Source organism: Rhizobacter sp. Root1221, from assembly GCF_001425785.1.
Lineage (GTDB): Bacteria > Pseudomonadota > Gammaproteobacteria > Burkholderiales > Burkholderiaceae_C > Rhizobacter.
The window spans coordinates 455,808-472,925 of sequence record NZ_LMDI01000001.1 but is presented as its reverse complement, the minus strand read 5'-3'; the positions used below and the strand labels follow the sequence as shown (position 1 = coordinate 472,925).

The 17,118-nt window shown below is 69.0% G+C and carries 12 protein-coding genes and 1 pseudogene; 4 read left to right on the top strand and 9 right to left on the bottom strand.

Annotated features, from left to right (window positions below):
• Positions 1-63: 63 nt before the first annotated feature.
• Together ASC87_RS01935 and ASC87_RS01930 are read right to left on the bottom strand one after the other, a co-directional pair.
• Positions 64-489, bottom strand: a complete 426-nt coding sequence (locus ASC87_RS01935) for a hypothetical protein (RefSeq protein ID WP_056655716.1) — start codon at positions 487-489, stop codon at positions 64-66.
• A gap of 148 nt (positions 490-637) precedes the next feature.
• Positions 638-2,662, bottom strand: a complete 2,025-nt coding sequence (locus ASC87_RS01930) for an RICIN domain-containing protein (RefSeq protein ID WP_056655713.1) — start codon at positions 2,660-2,662, stop codon at positions 638-640.
• A gap of 153 nt (positions 2,663-2,815) precedes the next feature.
• Between ASC87_RS01930 and ASC87_RS01925 the strand changes: the two genes are divergently transcribed.
• Both ASC87_RS01925 and ASC87_RS01920 read left to right on the top strand, forming a co-directional pair.
• A complete protein-coding gene (locus ASC87_RS01925; RefSeq protein ID WP_369820725.1) occupies positions 2,816-3,676 on the top strand; it encodes a helix-turn-helix domain-containing protein in 861 nt (286 codons plus the stop codon).
• 35 nt (positions 3,677-3,711) lie between these two features.
• Positions 3,712-5,931: a molybdopterin-dependent oxidoreductase gene (locus ASC87_RS01920; protein ID WP_056655710.1), complete on the top strand. Its 2,220-nt coding sequence runs from the start codon at positions 3,712-3,714 to the stop codon at positions 5,929-5,931.
• Position 5,932: 1 nt separating this feature from the next.
• Here ASC87_RS01920 and ASC87_RS01915 read toward each other — a convergent pair whose 3' ends face one another.
• The 7 genes from ASC87_RS01915 to ssuE form a co-directional block, all read right to left on the bottom strand.
• Positions 5,933-9,940: a Pls/PosA family non-ribosomal peptide synthetase gene (locus ASC87_RS01915; protein WP_056655707.1), complete on the bottom strand. Its 4,008-nt coding sequence runs from the start codon at positions 9,938-9,940 to the stop codon at positions 5,933-5,935.
• Positions 9,937-11,007: a sensor domain-containing diguanylate cyclase gene (locus ASC87_RS01910; protein WP_082568300.1), complete on the bottom strand. Its 1,071-nt coding sequence runs from the start codon at positions 11,005-11,007 to the stop codon at positions 9,937-9,939. Before ASC87_RS01910 ends, ASC87_RS01915 begins: the two co-directional genes overlap by 4 nt.
• 66 nt (positions 11,008-11,073) lie before the next feature.
• The gene (locus ASC87_RS01905; protein ID WP_056655704.1) at positions 11,074-12,195 is read right to left on the bottom strand and encodes a hypothetical protein; all 1,122 of its coding nucleotides are present in this window, start codon (positions 12,193-12,195) and stop codon (positions 11,074-11,076) included.
• A 215-nt stretch (positions 12,196-12,410) separates the two neighbouring features.
• Positions 12,411-13,394, bottom strand: a complete 984-nt coding sequence (locus ASC87_RS01900) for a formylglycine-generating enzyme family protein (protein WP_056655701.1) — start codon at positions 13,392-13,394, stop codon at positions 12,411-12,413.
• 34 nt (positions 13,395-13,428) lie between these two features.
• Positions 13,429-14,019, bottom strand: coding sequence for an alpha/beta hydrolase (locus tag ASC87_RS01895; protein WP_056655698.1), 591 nt, complete (start codon positions 14,017-14,019; stop codon positions 13,429-13,431).
• A gap of 16 nt (positions 14,020-14,035) precedes the next feature.
• Entirely contained in the window at positions 14,036-14,254 is a 219-nt protein-coding gene (locus tag ASC87_RS01890) for a molybdopterin-binding protein (RefSeq protein ID WP_056655694.1), read from the bottom strand.
• 44 nt (positions 14,255-14,298) lie between these two features.
• Positions 14,299-14,940 carry an NADPH-dependent FMN reductase gene (gene ssuE, locus ASC87_RS01885; protein WP_056655691.1) on the bottom strand — a complete coding sequence of 214 codons (642 nt, stop codon included), beginning with the start codon at positions 14,938-14,940 and terminating at the stop codon, positions 14,299-14,301.
• Between the two features lie 152 nt (positions 14,941-15,092).
• Between ssuE and ASC87_RS01880 the strand changes: the two genes are divergently transcribed.
• Both ASC87_RS01880 and ASC87_RS30510 read left to right on the top strand, forming a co-directional pair.
• Positions 15,093-16,391: an O-acetylhomoserine aminocarboxypropyltransferase/cysteine synthase family protein gene (locus tag ASC87_RS01880; RefSeq protein WP_056655688.1), complete on the top strand. Its 1,299-nt coding sequence runs from the start codon at positions 15,093-15,095 to the stop codon at positions 16,389-16,391.
• Positions 16,388-17,004, top strand: a pseudogene (locus tag ASC87_RS30510) (hypothetical protein). Before ASC87_RS01880 ends, ASC87_RS30510 begins: the two are co-directional and overlap by 4 nt.
• Positions 17,005-17,118 lie beyond the last annotated feature (114 nt).

The following is a 17,118-nucleotide window of genomic DNA, read 5'->3' as shown; positions in this document are numbered from 1 at the left end:
TTCGATCTAGGGGTCCAGGCCCCTCCCGTCGGGAATCGATCCGTCCGACGAAACGGGGCTGGATCATGCGCCTGCCATCGACCGAGACTTCCGCAACCCGACGACCTGGAGTTCGGCGAACGCGATCACGGTCACCACCTGCACCACGAGGAAGGCCTGGCCGAGCATGTTCGGCGCGAACCACGAACCGAACGCGATGGCGAGGCAATCGACCGCCCACACCGCGTTGATCACCACGGCCGCCCACACGCCACCGCGGGGCACCACCGGCCGCTTGGCCAACCACAGCACGAACGCGGCGTACACGAACAGGCTCAGGCCAGCGGGCACGAGCATGGCGCCGGGCAGGTTCAGCAGCCCGTGCAACGGGCTGCCGCCGAACGCCATCAGCGCACCGGCCGCGACACTCACGGCCCCGTCGGCGAGCAGCACCTTGCGGAGGAACGACGCGTTGGTGAAGGAAGAAGAAGACGAGGAAACGTTCGACATGGTGATCTCCGGTTCGCCGACACGGGCCCGGCCCCCTTGGCCGTGCTGCCGTGTTCGGCATGGAGATCAGTGTCGGCAACGCGGTGCGTTCGATCCATGACCTGGGAGGTCATGGGCCATGCCGCGGTTCACTGCGCCTGGCGTAGAACTACTGCCGCGTCCACTGCTGGTTGAGCCCGCCGTGGCACGCCCACAGTTGCAGGCGGGTTCCATTGACGGTGCCGTTCAACGCGGCATCCACGCACAGGCCCGACTTGCGGTTGGTGATGGTGCCGTTCGCGTTCAGGTTCCACTTCTGGTTGTCCTGCCCGTTGCAAGTCCAGAGAATGAGCTGGGTGCCGTTGGCGGTGCCGCTGTTGTTGGCGTCCAGGCACTTGTTGCCGTAGACCACGAGTTCGCCGCGTGACGTGGCCGTGAAAGTCTGGTTCTGGCCGCCATGGCAGTCCCACAGCGTGGCCTGCGTGCCGTCGACGATGCCGTTGTCGGGGATGTCGGCACAGCGGCCGGAGGCTCCGCCCACGAGGGCCGTGCCATGTGTGCCCGGCAGGGTCTGCACCCGGATCGCATCGAAGTCGGGCGTCCATGCCGTGGCGTTGCCGAACGTCAGCGTGTTGCTCGTGCCCTGGCGCATGGGCACGAGCAGGGAGACGGTGCCGACGCTGGACCACGAGCCCGTTGGCGGGAACGACACCACCGTGGGCTGCTGGCCGTTGACCTGGAGCGTGGCCGTTCGTGCCGTGCTGTCGCCGTTGAGGTAGTCGATGTCCACCAGCTTGAGCCCGGCGGCCGCGGCCGCCACGCCGTTGACCACCAGCGTAGCCCCCTTTCCCACGAGGCCCAAGCGGGCGCCGCCGGAACACCCTGTGCAGGCGGCGGCCGCAGCGGTGCCGGTGCGGGTGTTGCCCACGGCCTCGGCCTCGTGCGTCGACCCCGCCGCCTCGGTCCCGCTGACCAGAACGAAGGCCGCATCGCCCGCGGACACGCGGATCGCAAGCCCCGTGCTGCTGCTGGCCAGGCTGGCGCCCGTCCAGACATCACGCACCGTGGCCGCGCCGGTGGTGAGGCCCATGTCGGCCCACCGCATGCTGATGTCGCCAGCGTTTCCGGTGCGGTTGAGCAGCAGCACGGCGCGTTGCCCGGTGCCGGACAACACCTTGGCATAGACCTGCAGGCCCGCGCTGTCTTCCGCCACCTTCACGCCCTGGAGGCCACGCGCATCCTGGTCGATGCCGAGCATCGTGCGGTTGCCGAGCATGGCCTTCACGGCCGGGGTCATCTTCGTGAGGTCATGCCCCATCAGCAGCGGCGCGCCGGCCATGGCCCACAGGGCCAGGTGCATGCGGTTCTGGACGTCGGTCAGACCAGGCATGCCCACCATCAGCATGTCGGGGTCGTTGACGTACCCGGTGTGATGGCCCGAGGCGTGCAGGCTGCGATCGAAGTTGGCCAGCATCTTGGGCGTGGTGGCCGTTTCACCGAAGAAGATCACGTCCGTGCTGGTGCGCCACATGGCGGCCATGCCGGCGCCCCAGTTCCACGGCTGGCGGATGCCCCAGTTGCAGATGGACAGCGTCATGGGGCGACCGGTCACGGCAGTGGCCGCTGCGATGGCGTCGCTGATCCGCTGGTAGGTGCTCCTGGGGTCCAGCCCTTCGACATCGCCCCCGCACCAGTCCACCTTCAGGAAGTCGAAGCCCCAGCGTTGGAACTGCAGGGCGTCCTGGGCCTCGTGGCCTTCCATGCCGGTGCGCGGTGCCGCCGGCTGCCCGGAGGTCGGGAAGTAGTATCCGCAGCCATCGCGGCCGGCATCCGAGTAGATGCCGGCCTTCAGGCCCTTGCTGTGGATGTAGTCGACGATGGCCTTCATGCCACCCGGCCATTGCGCCGTGTCCACCACCATGTCGCCGTTGGCGTCGCGCTGGCCTTGCCACCAGCCTTCGTCGATGTTGACGTGGACGTAGCCCGCCGACGGCAGGCCCGACGCGACGAGCGCGTCGACCTGCGCCTTGATGGTCTGGTGGTCGAAGGTGCTGGCGAAGGTGTTCCAGCTGGCCCAGCCCATGGCCGGGGGCGGGACCGGGACGGCGGTGGCGGCCTGCGCGAGGCTCGCGCATCCGCACAGCAGGGAGAAGGCAAGCGCCATCAGGCGGCCGGACATCGAAGGCATGGACATGGGCAAGCTCCTTGACATGACAGGCCGCGATGCTAGGAGGCGTGACATCGCCCCGTCCAATGCCGTTATTCGGGCCGGCCATACGTTTGCCGGTATCGGGGGTAATCGCGGGGGGCCGTTGGCACCTCCCGCCCATCCATGACCTGGCAGGTCATGGGGAACCCCGTCCTGCTGCGTTATCGTTTCCGCACCATGAGCCCCCATGCCCACCCTGCCCCCGCCCCGTCGTCCCGCCCCGTGGGCGTGCTGATCCGCGAATGGCGGCAACACCGCCGCCTGAGCCAGCTCGACCTGGCGATGCAGGCCGACATCTCCACGCGCCACCTCAGCTACGTGGAGACCGGCCGCGCCACACCGAGCCGCGCGATGGTGATGCACCTGGCCGAACGGCTGTCGGTGCCGCTGCGTGAACGCAACGTGCTGCTGGCCGCTGCCGGCTTTGCGCCGATGTACCGCGAGCGGCCGCTCGCCGATCCGGCGCTGGAGGCGGCCCGCCACACGGTGGAACTGGTACTGAAGGCCCACGAGCCGTGGCCGGCGCTGGCAGTGGACCGCCACTGGACGATCCTGTCGCACAACGCCACCGTGCCACTGCTGCTGCAGGATGTGGACGCCGCGCTGCTGCAGGGGCCGGTCAATGCCTTGCGCCTGAGCCTGCACCCGGGCGGGCTGGCGCCCCGCATCGCGAACCTGGCGACATGGCGCGCCCACCTGCTGCACCGCCTGGGCCAGCAGATCGAGGCCACGTCGGACCCGGTTCTGGTGGCCTTGCGCGACGAGTTGCAGGCCTACCCCGCGCGCCCCGTTGACGACGGCCCTGCCGCCTCGCACGAACTCAACGCGATCGCCGTGCCACTGCAGCTGCACACACCCGCGGGAATGCTGTCGTTCATCAGCACCACCACCGTGTTCGGGTCGCCGGTCGACATCACCCTGGCCGAGTTGGCGCTCGAAACATTCTTTCCGGCCGACACCGCTACCGCCGAAGCGTTGCGCCAGCTTGCCGCCACCTGAGTAAACTGCCTCAGCCACCCCTCCGGGAGAACCCGATGACTGTTTCGATCGCCGCCCGCGTCTGCCCCTTGTGCGAGGCCTGCTGCGGGCTCGATGTCCATGTCGATGAGCAGCGTGTCACCGCCATCCGCGGCCGCGGCACCGACGTGTTCAGCCAGGGCTACATGTGTCCGAAGGGCGTGGCCCTGAAGGACCTGCAGGACGACCCGGACCGCCTGCGTTCGCCGCTGGTCAAGCGAAACGGGCAGTTCGAGCCGGCCACCTGGGACGAGGCCTTCGACGAGATCGAGCGGCGCCTCGTGCCGCTGCGGGAGCGGCATGGGCCGCACGCGGTTGCCGTGACGGTGGGCAACCCGTCGTCGCACAAGATGGGGCTGCTGCTCTACTTCGGCCGCGTGCTCAAGGCGCTCGGCACGCGCAACGCGTATTCGGCCTCCACGCTCGACCAGATGCCCAAGCAGTTGTCGAGCGGCCTGATGTTCGGCCACTGGCTGTCCATCGCCGTGCCCGACATCGAACGCACCGACTTCCTGCTCGTGCTGGGCGCGAACCCGGCGGCCAGCAACGGCAGCCTGTGGACGCTGCCGGATTTCCGCGGCAAGGCCAAGGCGCTGCAAGCCCGTGGCGGCCGCCTCGTGGTGATCGACCCGCGCCGCAGCGAGACGGCGGCGCTCGCCGACAGTCACCTCACCATCAGGCCGGGAGGCGACGTGTTCCTGCTGCTGGGCATGGTGTTCACGCTGTTCGACGAACGCCGTGTGCGCCTCGGAGCCGTGGCCCAGCACCTGGCCGGGCTCGACGACCTGCGTGCCGCCGTGCAACCCTTTCCGCCCGAGGCGGTGGCCGATCGGTGCGGCATCGAGGCCGCCACCATCCGCGGCCTCGCACGAGACCTTGCCGACGCCCCCCGTGCGGCGGTGTACGGCCGGATGGGCACCTGTGTGCAGCCGTTCGGCACCTTGTGCAGCTGGTTGATCGACGTGCTGAACACCATCACCGGCCACCTGGACCAGCCGGGCGGCGTGATGTTCCCGAAGGCCCCTGCCTTCCAGGCGAACACGGAAGGCAGCCCGGGCCGCGGCCGTGGCGTGATCACCGGGCGGCACGTGTCGCGGGTGTCCGGGGCACCCGAGGTGTTCGGCGAATTGCCGATGGTGTGTCTTGCCGAGGAGATCGAAACCCCGGGTGACGGCCAGGTGCGTGCGCTGATCACCATCGCGAGCAACCCGGTGCTGTCGAGTCCGAACGGGCCGCGGCTCGCCAAGGCGCTCGATTCGCTCGAGTTCATGGTGAGCCTCGACATCTACGTGAACGAGACCAGCCGGCATGCGGACGTGATCCTGCCCGGGCTCGCCCCGCTCGAGGAGGCGCACTACGACGTCGCGTTCCACCAGCTGGCCTACCGCAACGCCGCGCGCTTCAGCGCCCCCGTGCTGCCCGCACCCGACGGCCATGTGCCCGAGTGGCAGGTGTTGCTCAAGCTCGTGGCCATCGCCAAGGGACTGGGCTCAGGCGCCGACGTGCTCGCACTCGACGACGAACTGCTCGCGGCCGACCTCGCCAAGGGCGCGGGCGCGCAGGCCCCGGCCCTGCTGGCCGCCGTTTCCGGCTTGACCGGCCCGGAACGGCTGCTGGAACTCTCGCTGCGCACCGGCCCCTATGGCGACGGCTTCGGCCAGAGGCCAGACGGCCTGACGCTGGCCCGGCTGAAGGCGGCGCCGGACGGCATCGACCTCGGCCCCCTGCAACCGCGCATCCCCGAAGTGCTTCGCACACCGAGTGGCAAGGTGGAACTGGCGCCGCCGATGCTGCTCGCCGACCTGCCCCGTGCGCTCGCCGACCTGGCGCGCGCCGCACCCGACCTCGTGATCGTGGGCCGGCGGCAGGTGCGCTCGAACAACAGCTGGATGCACAACCTGCCCACGCTGGCGAAGGGCCCGTTCCGCTGCACGGCGCTCGTCCATCCTGCAGACGCCGAACGCCTCGGCCTCGTCGATGGGGGGATGGCGCGCATCGCGCGCAACGGCACCTCGTCCATCGATGCGCAGGTGGAAGTGAGCGACGAGGTGATGCCCGGCGTGATCAGCCTGCCCCACGGGTGGGGACACGCGCTGCCAGGCGCACGGCTGTCGGTGGCCGCCGCGCGCCCCGGCGTCAACCTGAACGACGTGCTCGACGAATCGCTGCGCGATCCGTTGTCGGGCAACGCCGTGCTCGGCGGTGTCGAGGTGCAAGTGGCCGCGCTGCCGTCCTGATTCAGGTTCTCCGCGCCGGCGCCGCGGGATTGCCACCCCAACGCGTGTGGGCGGGCAGCGCCTCGCCCTTCATCACGAGGGTCATGGGCCCGAGCTGCACCAGGTCGCCCAGGCGGGCACCGTAGAGCACGGTGGTGCGCGGCCCCACGTTGACCTGCTTGCCGATCACGACGTGGTCCACCTTCATCACGCGGTCCTCGAAGAGGTGGGTCTGCGGGCAGGTCAACGCGTTCATCTCGGCGTGGTCGCCGATGTGCACGCAGTCGAACTCGGTGATGTCGGTGGTGTCGAGGTACACGCCCTTGCCGATGTGGCAACCGAGCAGGTTGAACGCCCAGGGCAGCCACGGCGTGCCCCGCAGGTACCGCATGAAGTTCGGCACGGCGATGCCTTCATACAGGTTCGTGGCGGCCTCCGACAGCCACACGAACGGCGTCCACATGGGTTCCGACCGCTGGCGGTAGCGGCCGATCAGCAGCCATTTGAACAGCGCGACGAACACGAAGGTGGCCACACCGAAGATCAAACCGTCGAGGGTGAGCTCCCAGGCCACGCGGCCCCAGAGACCCACGCCGGCGATGGGCATCACCGCCAGCACGATGGCGTACCCCGCCGCGATGACGATGGCGTGCGGAGCGACGATGCGGAAGGCTTCGATCAGCCCGCGCGCCAGGCGCCGCCAAGGCGACGGGCGGAATGTCAGCGATTCGGGGAATCCCGTCACCGTCTCGCGGGCCGGCAGGTGCATGGCAGGCGACCCGAGCCAGGTGTCGCCGCTGCGCAGCTTCGACGCGTCAGGCGCCCGCGACAACACGCCCACCAGCACGTTCTCGGGCAACGTGGTGCCATCGGGAATGTAGGCCCCGTTGCCCACGAAACTGCGGCGCGACACGACCGTGGGCTGCATGGTCATCCAGCCGCCGTCGACCTCTTCGTCGCCCAGCAGCACGGCGTCGGCGATGAAGGTTTCGTCGCCCAGCGTGAGCATGTCGGGCACCACGCCGAGGGCCGTGGAAATCTCGGCGTCGCGGCCCACCTTCGCACCGAGCAGGCGATACCACGATGGCGCATACACGGTGGCATAGATGCCGTGCAGCACCTGCAGGCTCGACTCCTGGATCTGGTTGACCAGCCACTTGCCGCAGTAGACGTTGCTGTGCACCGGCCAGCTGCCGGTGCGCATGCGCGGCAGCACCGACCAGCGGATGCCCGCTGACAGCAAGGCCGTCAGCACGATCATCACGGCGCTGGCGGGCAGCGCGAGCACGAAGTACTTCAGCAGTGGCAACCCGGAGAACAGCGACGACAGCCGCGGGAACAGTTCCGCGTCGTCCAGCAAGTCGATCAACATGAACGTGGGGAACACCGGCATGAAAAAGAGCGTGGCGATCAGCAGCGCACCGAACACGAAAAACGCGGCCTCGGCCATCTGGCGCCGTGCCGACACCGGCGGGCGCGGCCGCAGCGACGCCGGGTCGAACGCCCCTGCGTCGCGGGCCGGCGAACCGGTGAACAGGCGCCGCGAAGGCACCCCCTCGCCGGAACGCAGGGCCGACTGGGCGTCCAGGTGGGCCCACTCGCCGAGCGAGGTATCCCCTTCGAGCACCGCGTAGGAGCCCACATGGGCGTCGGCACCGAGTTCGATGGCGCCGAGGATGAACTGGCCCTGCACTACCCTCGCATTCTCGAAGTTCACGGCGTTGCCGACACTGACCCGGTCACCCACGGTGAGCAGGTCGGGCGAACGCAGCGTGATGGAACCGATGGTGGCGTCGTCACCCACACGGGCGCCCAGCGCGCGCAACCACCAGGCGTGCAGCGACGAACCATGGATCAGGTACGTGGGAGCCGCTTCGACCAGCCGGTCGGTCAACCACCAGCGGTAATACACGAACCCCCACAACGGGTACGTGCCGGCTTGCAACCGGCCCGCCACGAGCCACTTGCCCGCGATGGCGATCGCGAACTCGAGCACGGTGGCGAACAGGAACACCAGCACCGACATGGCCACCGCGTAGGGCACCGAGTCGCCGGGGCTACCCGTGTGGAAGTGGTAGGTGAAGAACGGCGCGAGCCACTGCCCCATGCGGATGGTGAGCAGCGGCGGCACTGCCAGCGCCTGGAAGAAGCCACAGCGCCAGCGCCGCCAGGCCGAGGGGGGTGTCCACGGTGCCACGTCGTCGGTGGGTGCGCTGGCCGCCGCCTCGAGTGCCGCGGCGATGTCACCCACGGTGCGGTGGGTGTAGATGTCGCGCACCGTGGCATGGGCGTAGCGCGGATCGGTACGCAGCGCGGACGCGAGCCGCGCGGCAAAAAGCGAATGGCCGCCCAGGTCGGAGAAGAAATCGGCGTTGCGGCGGATGGCCTGCCCCGGGAACAGCTTCTCGAGCGCCGGGAACATCACCGCTTCCAGCGGGGTCTCGGGCGGGTCGGAGCCTTCGGCGGGTGCCACGGCCGCGAGCGGCCGGGCCTTCAAGGCGTTGCGGTCGATCTTGCCCGACGTGAGCCGGGGCATCTCGCCGAGGCGTTCGAAGCGCGTGGGCACCATGTAGGGCGGCAGCCGGGTGCCGAGCGACGCGCGCAGCGCGGCGTCTTCGGGCGCCCCACCGGCCTCGGCCACCAGGAACGCCACCAGCTGGTCGACCCCGTCGTCCTTGCGCAGCAGCACGGCCGTGGTGCCGATGCCGGGCAGCGCGGCCAGGGCCGCCTCGATTTCGCCCAGTTCCACGCGAAAGCCGCGGATCTTCACCTGGTCGTCGGCCCGGCCGAGGCACTGCATCTGGCCGTGTTCGTCGATGCGGGCCAGGTCGCCGGTTCGGTACAGGCGGCCGTCCGCCGGTGTCTCGGCCCAGGGATTGTCCAGGAACTTCTGGGCCGTGAGGTCGGGCCGGCCGAGGTAACCCGCGGCCACCCCGGGACCGAAGATGCAGAGTTCGCCGGTCTCGCCCGCTGGCAGCAGCCGCAGGCCCGCTTCAACGTCGGTGGCGATCACGAGGAGGCCGTAGTTCGGCAGTGGCGTGCCGATGGTGACGGGCTCGCCCGGGCGCAGTTCCGCCAAGCTGGCCGAGACCGTGGCTTCAGTGGGCCCATAGGTGTTGAACACCTGGCGGCCCGGCCGGGCCCAACGGGTCACCAGCGACTCGGGGCACATCTCGCCGCCGAGGTTGATGAGCCGCAGGTGGGGGACGTCCACGTTGAACAGGGCCAGCAGCGTGGGCACCGCGTGCAGCACGGTGACCTGCGCATCGGCCAGCGCGAGCGGCAGCGCCTCGGGGTCGGCCGCGAGGGACTTGGTGGACAGCCACAGCGTGGCGCCCACCAGGTAGCTGATCCAGATCTCCTCGAACGACATGTCGAAGGCGACCGAAAAGCCCTGGTACACGCGATCGTCCTCGCGGATGCCGAGCACGGCGTTTTCGCTGCGCAGGAAATGGCAGATGCTGCCCTGCTGCACGACGATGCCCTTCGGCTTGCCGGTGGAGCCCGACGTGTAGATCACGTACGCGGGGTGGTCGGGGCGTGCGCCGTCGCGGCGGAGGGGGGGCGCAGGCGCGGGGTCGCGCAGCGCCTCGGCCGTCCACACCGGGCGGCCCAGCGCCGACAGGCGCCCAGCCGACGCCGCGTCGGTGACGATGCCCACGGCGTCGGCATCGTCCAGGCACACGGCGATGCGGTCCACCGGGTTGTCGGCATCCGACGGCAACCACGCGGCGCCGGTCTTGGCGATGGCCAGCTGCATCGTGAGCAGGTCGATGCCACGCGGAAGCCACAGGCCCACGATGTGCCCAGGCCGCACGCCGGCCTCGATCAGCCGGGCGCAGGCGCGGTTGGCCAGGTCGTCGAGTTCGCGGTAGGTGACGGCGCGGCCGTCGAACACCAGCGCCGCGTGATCCGGCCGGCGCAACGCCGTGGCCTCGAACACGTCGGCGAGGATCTCGTGGCGAAGCAGATCGGGCCGGGTCGGGCCGGCCAGCACCCCCGCTTGCGCGGGCAGGACGGCGGCGCTCAAATCCAACGCTCGAACGCTTGGACCCGGTTGCGGCCGGACGCCTTGGCCTGGTACAGCGCGCGGTCGGCGCGTGCCACCAGCGAGTGGGGGTCGCCACCGGCGGCCGGCCGTTCAGACGTCGCGCCCACGCTCACCGTGAGCCGATCCACCGGCCACTGGGCGTTTTCCACGGCGGCACGCACGCGCTCGGCTGCTTCCATGGCCCCGGACAGTTCGGCATCAGGCAGGATCACCACCAGTTCCTCGCCACCGAAACGTGCGAGGAAGTCGATGCTGCGCAGCGGCTGCTGCGCCACGCGCACAACCTGCGCCAGGGCCACGTCCCCGGCCTGGTGGCCGTGGCGGTCATTGAATTGCTTGAAATGGTCTACGTCAATCATCAGGAGTCCGAGGGGCGACTGGGCGCGGGTGTGGCGATTCCACTCCGCTGCCAGGCGTTGGTCGAAGGCACGGCGATTCCAGGCGCCGGTCAGCACGTCCGTGGTGCTTTGCAAGCTCAGGTCCGCCACCAGGTGCCGAAGTTCCAGCTGGGCCACAACCTGCCGGGCAAGCGAGGCGAGCGCATTGTGCTCCCGCTCGGAGAGGTGCCGCGGCACCCGGTCCATCACGCACAACGTGCCGAGGGGCAGGCCGTCCGGGGAGACCAGCGGCGCCCCGGCATAGAAACGGATGTTGGACTCGCCGAGCACCAGGGGGTTGGTGGCGAACCGCGGATCGTCGAGCGCATCGGGCACCTCCAGGATGCCGTCCGGCTGCAGGATCGCGTGGGCACAGAACGCCACACTGCGTTCAGTTTCGGCCGTACCCGCCATGCCGACGTTCGACTTGAACCACTGGCGGTCCTTGTCGATCAGCGAGATCAGCGCGATGGGCGCGTTGCACAACGCGGCGGCGATGTTGGTGATGTCGTCGAAGGCCTGCTCTGCCGGGGTGTCGAGCACCCCGTAGCGGCTCAGGGCCGCCAGGCGGGCCGGTTCGTTGGGCGGCAGCGCCGCAGGAACCGCCCCCCGCGCGGCCCCCGGGACAGCGGCGCCAGTTTCTAGCGGGACAGGTGTGACGGACGGCATGGGCGGAAGGTTCGAGGAGCCTGAACGGCTCGCTCCGCCTGAGTGGACCCTAGCGGTGTCGCGGCGTCAATGCCCCTGGTTGGCAGCAAGGTCGCCGACGGGTGCACTTTCACCGGTCTTGGCCAGCAGGCGCCGTGGCGTCGCGGGGGTGTCGACGACCGGTGCATTGAGCAACGCCACGTGGGGGCTCTGCAGGAAGCGGGCGTACTGGACCACCGAAGTGTACGCACCACCCGGCATGGGTTTCCAGGGATCGGCGCCGCGGTCCAGCAGGAATGCGATCGTGTCCTTCTGCCGCGACGGGTCAGTCATGAAGTCGGCTTGCAGGACTCGGGCGAGCGGCGACCAGGCGAGCTGGTTGCCCTGCGTCGGCGGGACGCGGTTGGCCAGTTGGGGCGCCCGGTTGAACCACCACTGGAGCGCGCCCTGGTGGCCGGCACGCAGCGCCGCTTCGAAACCGGCCGGCTGGCGTCCCTCGAACGGGCCGAGCGACGCCTGGGCGGTGTGCCCCTGGGATTCAAGCTTGCGGGCGAACGGCGACTGCAAGTAGTCGGGGTGCAAAGCGCCGAGCACGCCGAAACCGACCACATCGCGCTGGAAGGCGCCGCTGTCGAGCCACGTGTCGAGCACGCGATCGAGGCCCACCTGGCGGGCATTCGGGCAGCTCAACATGCGAACCACGTCGTGGCGGATCGAGCGGGCGTCGGCCTCGGCGAGCCACGCGATCGCCTTCAGGGATTCTGGCGACGCGGCCTTGAAGTCGGGGCACGGGTGGCTGGCCGCCAGAGCCACCAGCGGCGGCACGCCACAGGATTCGGGCTGGGCGCCCTTGTTCAGCAGCTCGGGCAGCACCGGCCACAGCACGGGGTTGCGCGCGGCGATGGTGACGGGGCAGCCCTGCAGTTCGTTCTGGCGGATGTCCTCGGCGCGAATGCTGCCCTTGGAAAACGACCCGCAGCGGGGGGTCAGCGCCTTCTCGACGCTGTTCATGCGGAAGCAATAGACGGGGTCGCCCTCGGTGTACTTCGCGTGGAGGTGCTTGGCGATCTCCCAGGAGATGCTCGTGTCGGTGGCAATGCCGACCGCGGAGAACGCAAGAGAAGCGGTGGAGCACCCGGCGACCGACAGCAGCGCCATGGCCGCCAGGGCGGTGGCGCAAATTCGGGTCAGGGCGGCAGGCAGGCGCATGGCAATTCCGGAGGACTGGACTCCACGCCGCAACTTCCGAGCCCGGTAACGTCAACTGGCCCTTCGGGCGAACCATTCGAGACTTCCGTCGCATCCACCGGGCATCTGGGCTGCCCGAAGCCCGCCAACACCTCCCGGCCCATGTGACACTTTTCGCTGCACCAGCGCGCACCTGCCACGATCCGACAGGAATGTCTCCGAGTGTGACCGGCCGTTCAGCGTGCAGCGTCGCGCACCAGGCGGATCCCGACGAGGGTGTAGCGTGTCTCCGGCGTGTTCCAGTTGCGGAACGAACACCGCGCATAGAGCGGCCAGGTGTGCCAGGACCCACCCCGGCGCACCTTCACGTTGCCGTCTGCCGGTCCGGCCGGATCGGTGGCAGGCGAGGTGCGGTAGTAGTCTTCCCCGTACCAGTCGGAGACCCATTCCCACACGTTGCCGTGCATGTCGAAGAGGCCGAACGCGTTGGGCTTGAAACGGCCCACCGGCGCGGTGAACGGGAACCCGTCGTGACCGGCCAGCGCACGGTCCTGCCAGCGAGGCCAGTTCACCGCGGCGTCCGCGTCGAAGGTGTTGCCTTCGCTGACAAGACCCGCCGGGTCGTCGCCATGCTGGTACCGCCCTCGCCCGCCGGCGCGGCAGGCGTACTCCCATTCCGCTTCGGTGGGCAGCCGGTAGTGGCGGCCTTCGGTGGCGGACAGCCAGCGTGCGAGCGCCTGGGCATCGTTCCAGGTCACGTTGACCACGGGGTGGTCATCGCCCTGCGGGAACCCGGGGTTGCGCCACGAGTAGACGGGCAGCCGCCCCTCGAACGCATCGCCGCGCGCGCTGGTGGCAGGGTCGTAGACCGGGTTGTAGCCGTAGCCACCGGTGCCATCGGCCACCGATTCGGGCACGTGACCCGAACGTTCGAGGAACGCGCGGAACTGGCCCACGGTGACCTCGTGGCGGCTCATCTCGAAGGGCTGGGAGATGCGCACCGTGTGAACCGGTGCCTCGTCGGCCAGCCCGGCCAGGCGCTGCGGTTCCAGCCCTGGGTACGCTGCCGCCAGCGCAGCGGGCGCTTCGTCGCTGCCCATCACGAACTCGCCGGCAGGCAGCCGCACGAAGTCGATGCCCAGCACGTCGCGCGACGGTGGCGCCTGGGCGCAACCCGCGACCACCGAGACGCACACCATCGCCGCCGACAGGAGTTTCATGGCGGCGAGTGTGTCACGGTTCCGGTCTGCCCCGTCAGATCGCGAACGAGAACTCCAACGGGTGCGCGCGCACCGGGCGCCGGCTGCGCTCCACACGCTGGATCATCAGTTCCACCAGTGTCTTGGCCTGCGGCAGCGGACCGAAGCCCGACTCGGTGTTGATGTGGCCCACGGCCCCGAGGTTGATGAACTGCGCGCCCCAGATGCGGGCCCAGGCCCGGGCGCTGTCGAGGCGCATCCACGGGTCGTTTTCACTCGCGAGCAATGCCGCTGGGATGGGCAGCCGCGCATGGGGAAGGAAGGGACCGGCCGCGAACTTCTCGGGGTCGGCGGGCGCCACCATCAGCGCCGCGTGGATGCCCTGCCCGCCGTGGGCCAGGTAGCGTGCGAGCGCGAGGCAGCCGAAGCTGTGGGCGGCGGCCACCCAGCGGGCGCCCGGGTGGCGGGCGATCGTCACATCGATGCGGTCCGCCCAACGCGCCAGGTCAGCGACCGCCCAGTCGTCCTGGCGCACGCGCGTGGACGTCCGGAAGTGCCCTTCGAGCCAGGTCTGCCAATGGCCGTGCCCGCTGTCGTGCAGGCCGGGCACCACCAGCACCCGCACGGGATCGCCCTTGAAGCTCATGGTGCCGCCCTCCGGGTCAGAGCGTCGCGATGGACACTTCAGTGGACTTCACCAGCGCGACCACGTCGCGCCCCGGCTTCAGCCCCAGTTCCTTGACGGAACGTGTGGTGATGACTGACGTGACCACGAGGCCCGACGGCGTCTCGACGTCGATCTCGGAGACCACCGGGCCCTCGATGATTTCCTTGACCTTGCCGCGGAACTGATTGCGAACGTTGATGGCGGTGATGCTCATGATTTCTCCGGAGGAGGCGAACGAGGGGACAGGGGGAATGGGTTTCAGGTGGACCAGCGCACGTCGCTCGACGCCCACCGGGTGGTGTCGTCGTGTGACGAGACCTGCAGCCTCGACAGCAGGGCCTCGCGCTCGCGCGCCGCGTCTTCCTGGCGCAGGAACTCATCGTTGCGCGCCACGACCGTCTGCAGCGTGCGGCCCAGGCGCTCCTGCACCTCGGGCAGCAGGCGGTAGCCCTCGGTGTCGTGTTTCGGGATCTGCGGGTCGGTGGCGAACACCGGGTCGAGGATGTCGCGGGCGCCAAGTGCCGACAGCACGGGCTTCAGCGCGTAGTCGAGGGCCAGCAGGTGGGCGATGCTGCCGCCGGTGGCCAGCGGCACGATGGTCTTGTCGCGCAGGCCGTCTTGCGGCAGCAAGTCGAGGAATGCCTTCAGGAGGCCGCTGTACGCCGCCTTGTAGATGGGGGTCGACACCAGCACCACCTGGGCCTCGTGCACCTCGTGCAGTGCCTGGCGAATGAGCGGGTGGTCGAACTGCGCATGCAGCAGCGCTTCGGCGGGCAATTCGCGCACGGAGATCGTGTGCAGGCTCGAGGCCACGTCCTGCAAAGCCGCCTGGGCGTGTTGAAGCAGGGTCCCGGACCGGGAAGAAACAGAGGGGCTGCCCAGGATGCCGACGATTTTCATGGAACGCGAGACCGGTATGGAAAGCCGTGACGATACGGACGGCCCGTTGCTCGCGGAACGAAGAAGAACGCCTTTCGTTATTGCAAATGTGCATTTCCCTCGGGTGCCCGCGCTGCTTAGCCTCGCGGCTTCATCCACTGCGGAGACTCCCCATGACCCAAGCTTCCTGGCGCTTCGAGACCTTGTCCGTGCACGCCGGCTACCAGCCCGACCCCACGACAAAAGCCGTCGCCGTGCCGCTGTACCAGACGGTGGCCTACGCGTTCGACAGCGCCCAGCATGGCGCGGACCTGTTCGACCTCAAGGTGCCGGGGAACATCTACACGCGCATCATGAATCCGACCACCGACGTGCTGGAGCAGCGCCTCGCCGCGCTCGAAGGGGGCATCGGTGCGCTGGCACTGGCATCGGGCCAGGCGGCGGTGACGTACGCGATCCTCACCATCGCCGAGGCCGGCGACAACATCGTGTCGTCCAGCGCGCTGTACGGCGGCACCTACAACCTCTTCGCCCACACGCTGCCGCAGTACGGCATCACCACGCAGTTCGCGAACCACCGCGACCCGGCGTCGTTCGAGCCGCTCATCAACGAGCGCACGAAGGCCATCTTCGTGGAATCGCTCGGCAACCCGCAGGGCAACGTGACCGACATCGCCCGCATTGCCGAGATCGCCCACCGGCACGGTGTGCCACTGATCGTCGACAACACCGTGCCCTCCCCCTACCTGAGCCGGCCCATCGAACACGGCGCCGACATCGTGGTGCATTCACTGACCAAGTACCTCGGCGGCCACGGCACCAGCGTGGGCGGCGCCATCGTCGATTCGGGCAAGTTCCCGTGGGCACAGCACAAGGCCCGCTTCAAGCGCCTGAACGAACCCGACCCCAGCTACCACGGCGTGGTCTACACCGAGGCCCTCGGCCCGGCCGCGTACATCGGCCGCGCGCGGGTCGTGCCGCTGCGCAATACCGGCGCCGCCATCTCGCCGTTCAACTCGTTCCTGATCCTGCAGGGCATCGAGACGCTGTCGCTCCGCATGGACCGCATCAGCGACAACGCGACCCGCGTGGCACAGCACCTGTCGAAACACCCGAAGGTGGCGTGGGTGAACTACGCTGGCCTCGAGGGCCACCCGGACCACGGCCTCGTGCGCAAGTACCTCTCGGGCAAGGCCTCGGGCCTGCTCACCTTCGGCGTCAAGAGTGCGCCGGGACAGGGCCGCGAAGCCGGCGCGCGATTCCTCGACGCGCTGAAACTCTTCACGCGCCTGGTCAACATCGGCGACGCCAAGTCGCTGGCAACGCACCCCGCCTCCACCACCCACCGCCAACTGAGCCCCGAGGAGCTGGACAAGGCCGGCGTGGGCGTGGACACCGTGCGGCTGTCAGTGGGCATCGAGCACATCGACGACCTGCTGGCCGACCTGGACCAGGCCCTGTCGGGCGCCTGAGCGCAGATCGTTATTCGGGAAGTTTCGTTGTCGGGGTGGGAAGGCTGGCCACGCCGGCCCGTGCCGAGGGCCAGCTCCGCATTGCCGAGCAGTTCGGCATCGTCTACCTGCTGCTCAATGTGGCGCAGGACCAGAAGCTGATCGAAAAACACGGCAAGCAGCTCGGCCAGGAGATCAAGGTCGAGTTCGTCAAGCTCTCGGGCGGCGCGGCGGCGAACGACGCGCTGCTGTCGGGTTCGATCGACGTGGCGGGCGCCGGCGTGGGCCCGTTGCTCACGCTGTGGGACCGCACCCGCGGCAAGCAGGGCTGTACGCCACCGACAAGTTCCGCACCACCAATCCGAAGACCTACCGCGCGTTCATCGATGCCCTCGACGAAGCCGCCCGGTTCGTGAAGGCCAACCCCGAGAAGGCCGCCGACACCTACATCCGCGTCAACCACGCGAAGATCGACCGCGACCTGCTGGTCAAGATCATCAAGAACCCGCAGGTCGAGTACAAGATCGCGCCGCAGAACACCCTCGCGCTCGCGCAGTTCCTGCACCGCGTGGGGGCCATGCCCAGCGACCTAAACTTCCCATCTTTCAGCTTTCGGCTCCGCCGCCAGACGTAATCGCCGGTCAGACTGGTATTGAAACAACTCGGCATTCGCCGGCTTTCCGCCGTCAACCAGCCCCTGCGTATTCCCTCAGGATGTGTCCGCTTACCTTGGCAATTGGTCTGATAA

Bases quoted from the DNA above. Each gene is read 5' to 3' on its own strand.
- ASC87_RS01935 (WP_056655716.1), bottom strand. From the start codon at position 489: ATGTCGAACGTTTCCTCGTCTTCTTCTTCCTTCACCAACGCGTCGTTC.
- ASC87_RS01930 (WP_056655713.1), bottom strand. From the start codon at position 2,662: ATGTCCATGCCTTCGATGTCCGGCCGCCTGATGGCGCTTGCCTTCTCC.
- ASC87_RS01925 (WP_369820725.1), top strand. From the start codon at position 2,816: ATGGGGAACCCCGTCCTGCTGCGTTATCGTTTCCGCACCATGAGCCCC.
- ASC87_RS01920 (WP_056655710.1), top strand. From the start codon at position 3,712: ATGACTGTTTCGATCGCCGCCCGCGTCTGCCCCTTGTGCGAGGCCTGC.
- ASC87_RS01910 (WP_082568300.1), bottom strand. From the start codon at position 11,007: ATGCCGTCCGTCACACCTGTCCCGCTAGAAACTGGCGCCGCTGTCCCG.
- ASC87_RS01905 (WP_056655704.1), bottom strand. From the start codon at position 12,195: ATGCGCCTGCCTGCCGCCCTGACCCGAATTTGCGCCACCGCCCTGGCG.
- ASC87_RS01900 (WP_056655701.1), bottom strand. From the start codon at position 13,394: ATGAAACTCCTGTCGGCGGCGATGGTGTGCGTCTCGGTGGTCGCGGGT.
- ASC87_RS01895 (WP_056655698.1), bottom strand. From the start codon at position 14,019: ATGAGCTTCAAGGGCGATCCCGTGCGGGTGCTGGTGGTGCCCGGCCTG.
- ASC87_RS01890 (WP_056655694.1), bottom strand. From the start codon at position 14,254: ATGAGCATCACCGCCATCAACGTTCGCAATCAGTTCCGCGGCAAGGTC.
- ssuE (WP_056655691.1), bottom strand. From the start codon at position 14,940: ATGAAAATCGTCGGCATCCTGGGCAGCCCCTCTGTTTCTTCCCGGTCC.
- ASC87_RS01880 (WP_056655688.1), top strand. From the start codon at position 15,093: ATGACCCAAGCTTCCTGGCGCTTCGAGACCTTGTCCGTGCACGCCGGC.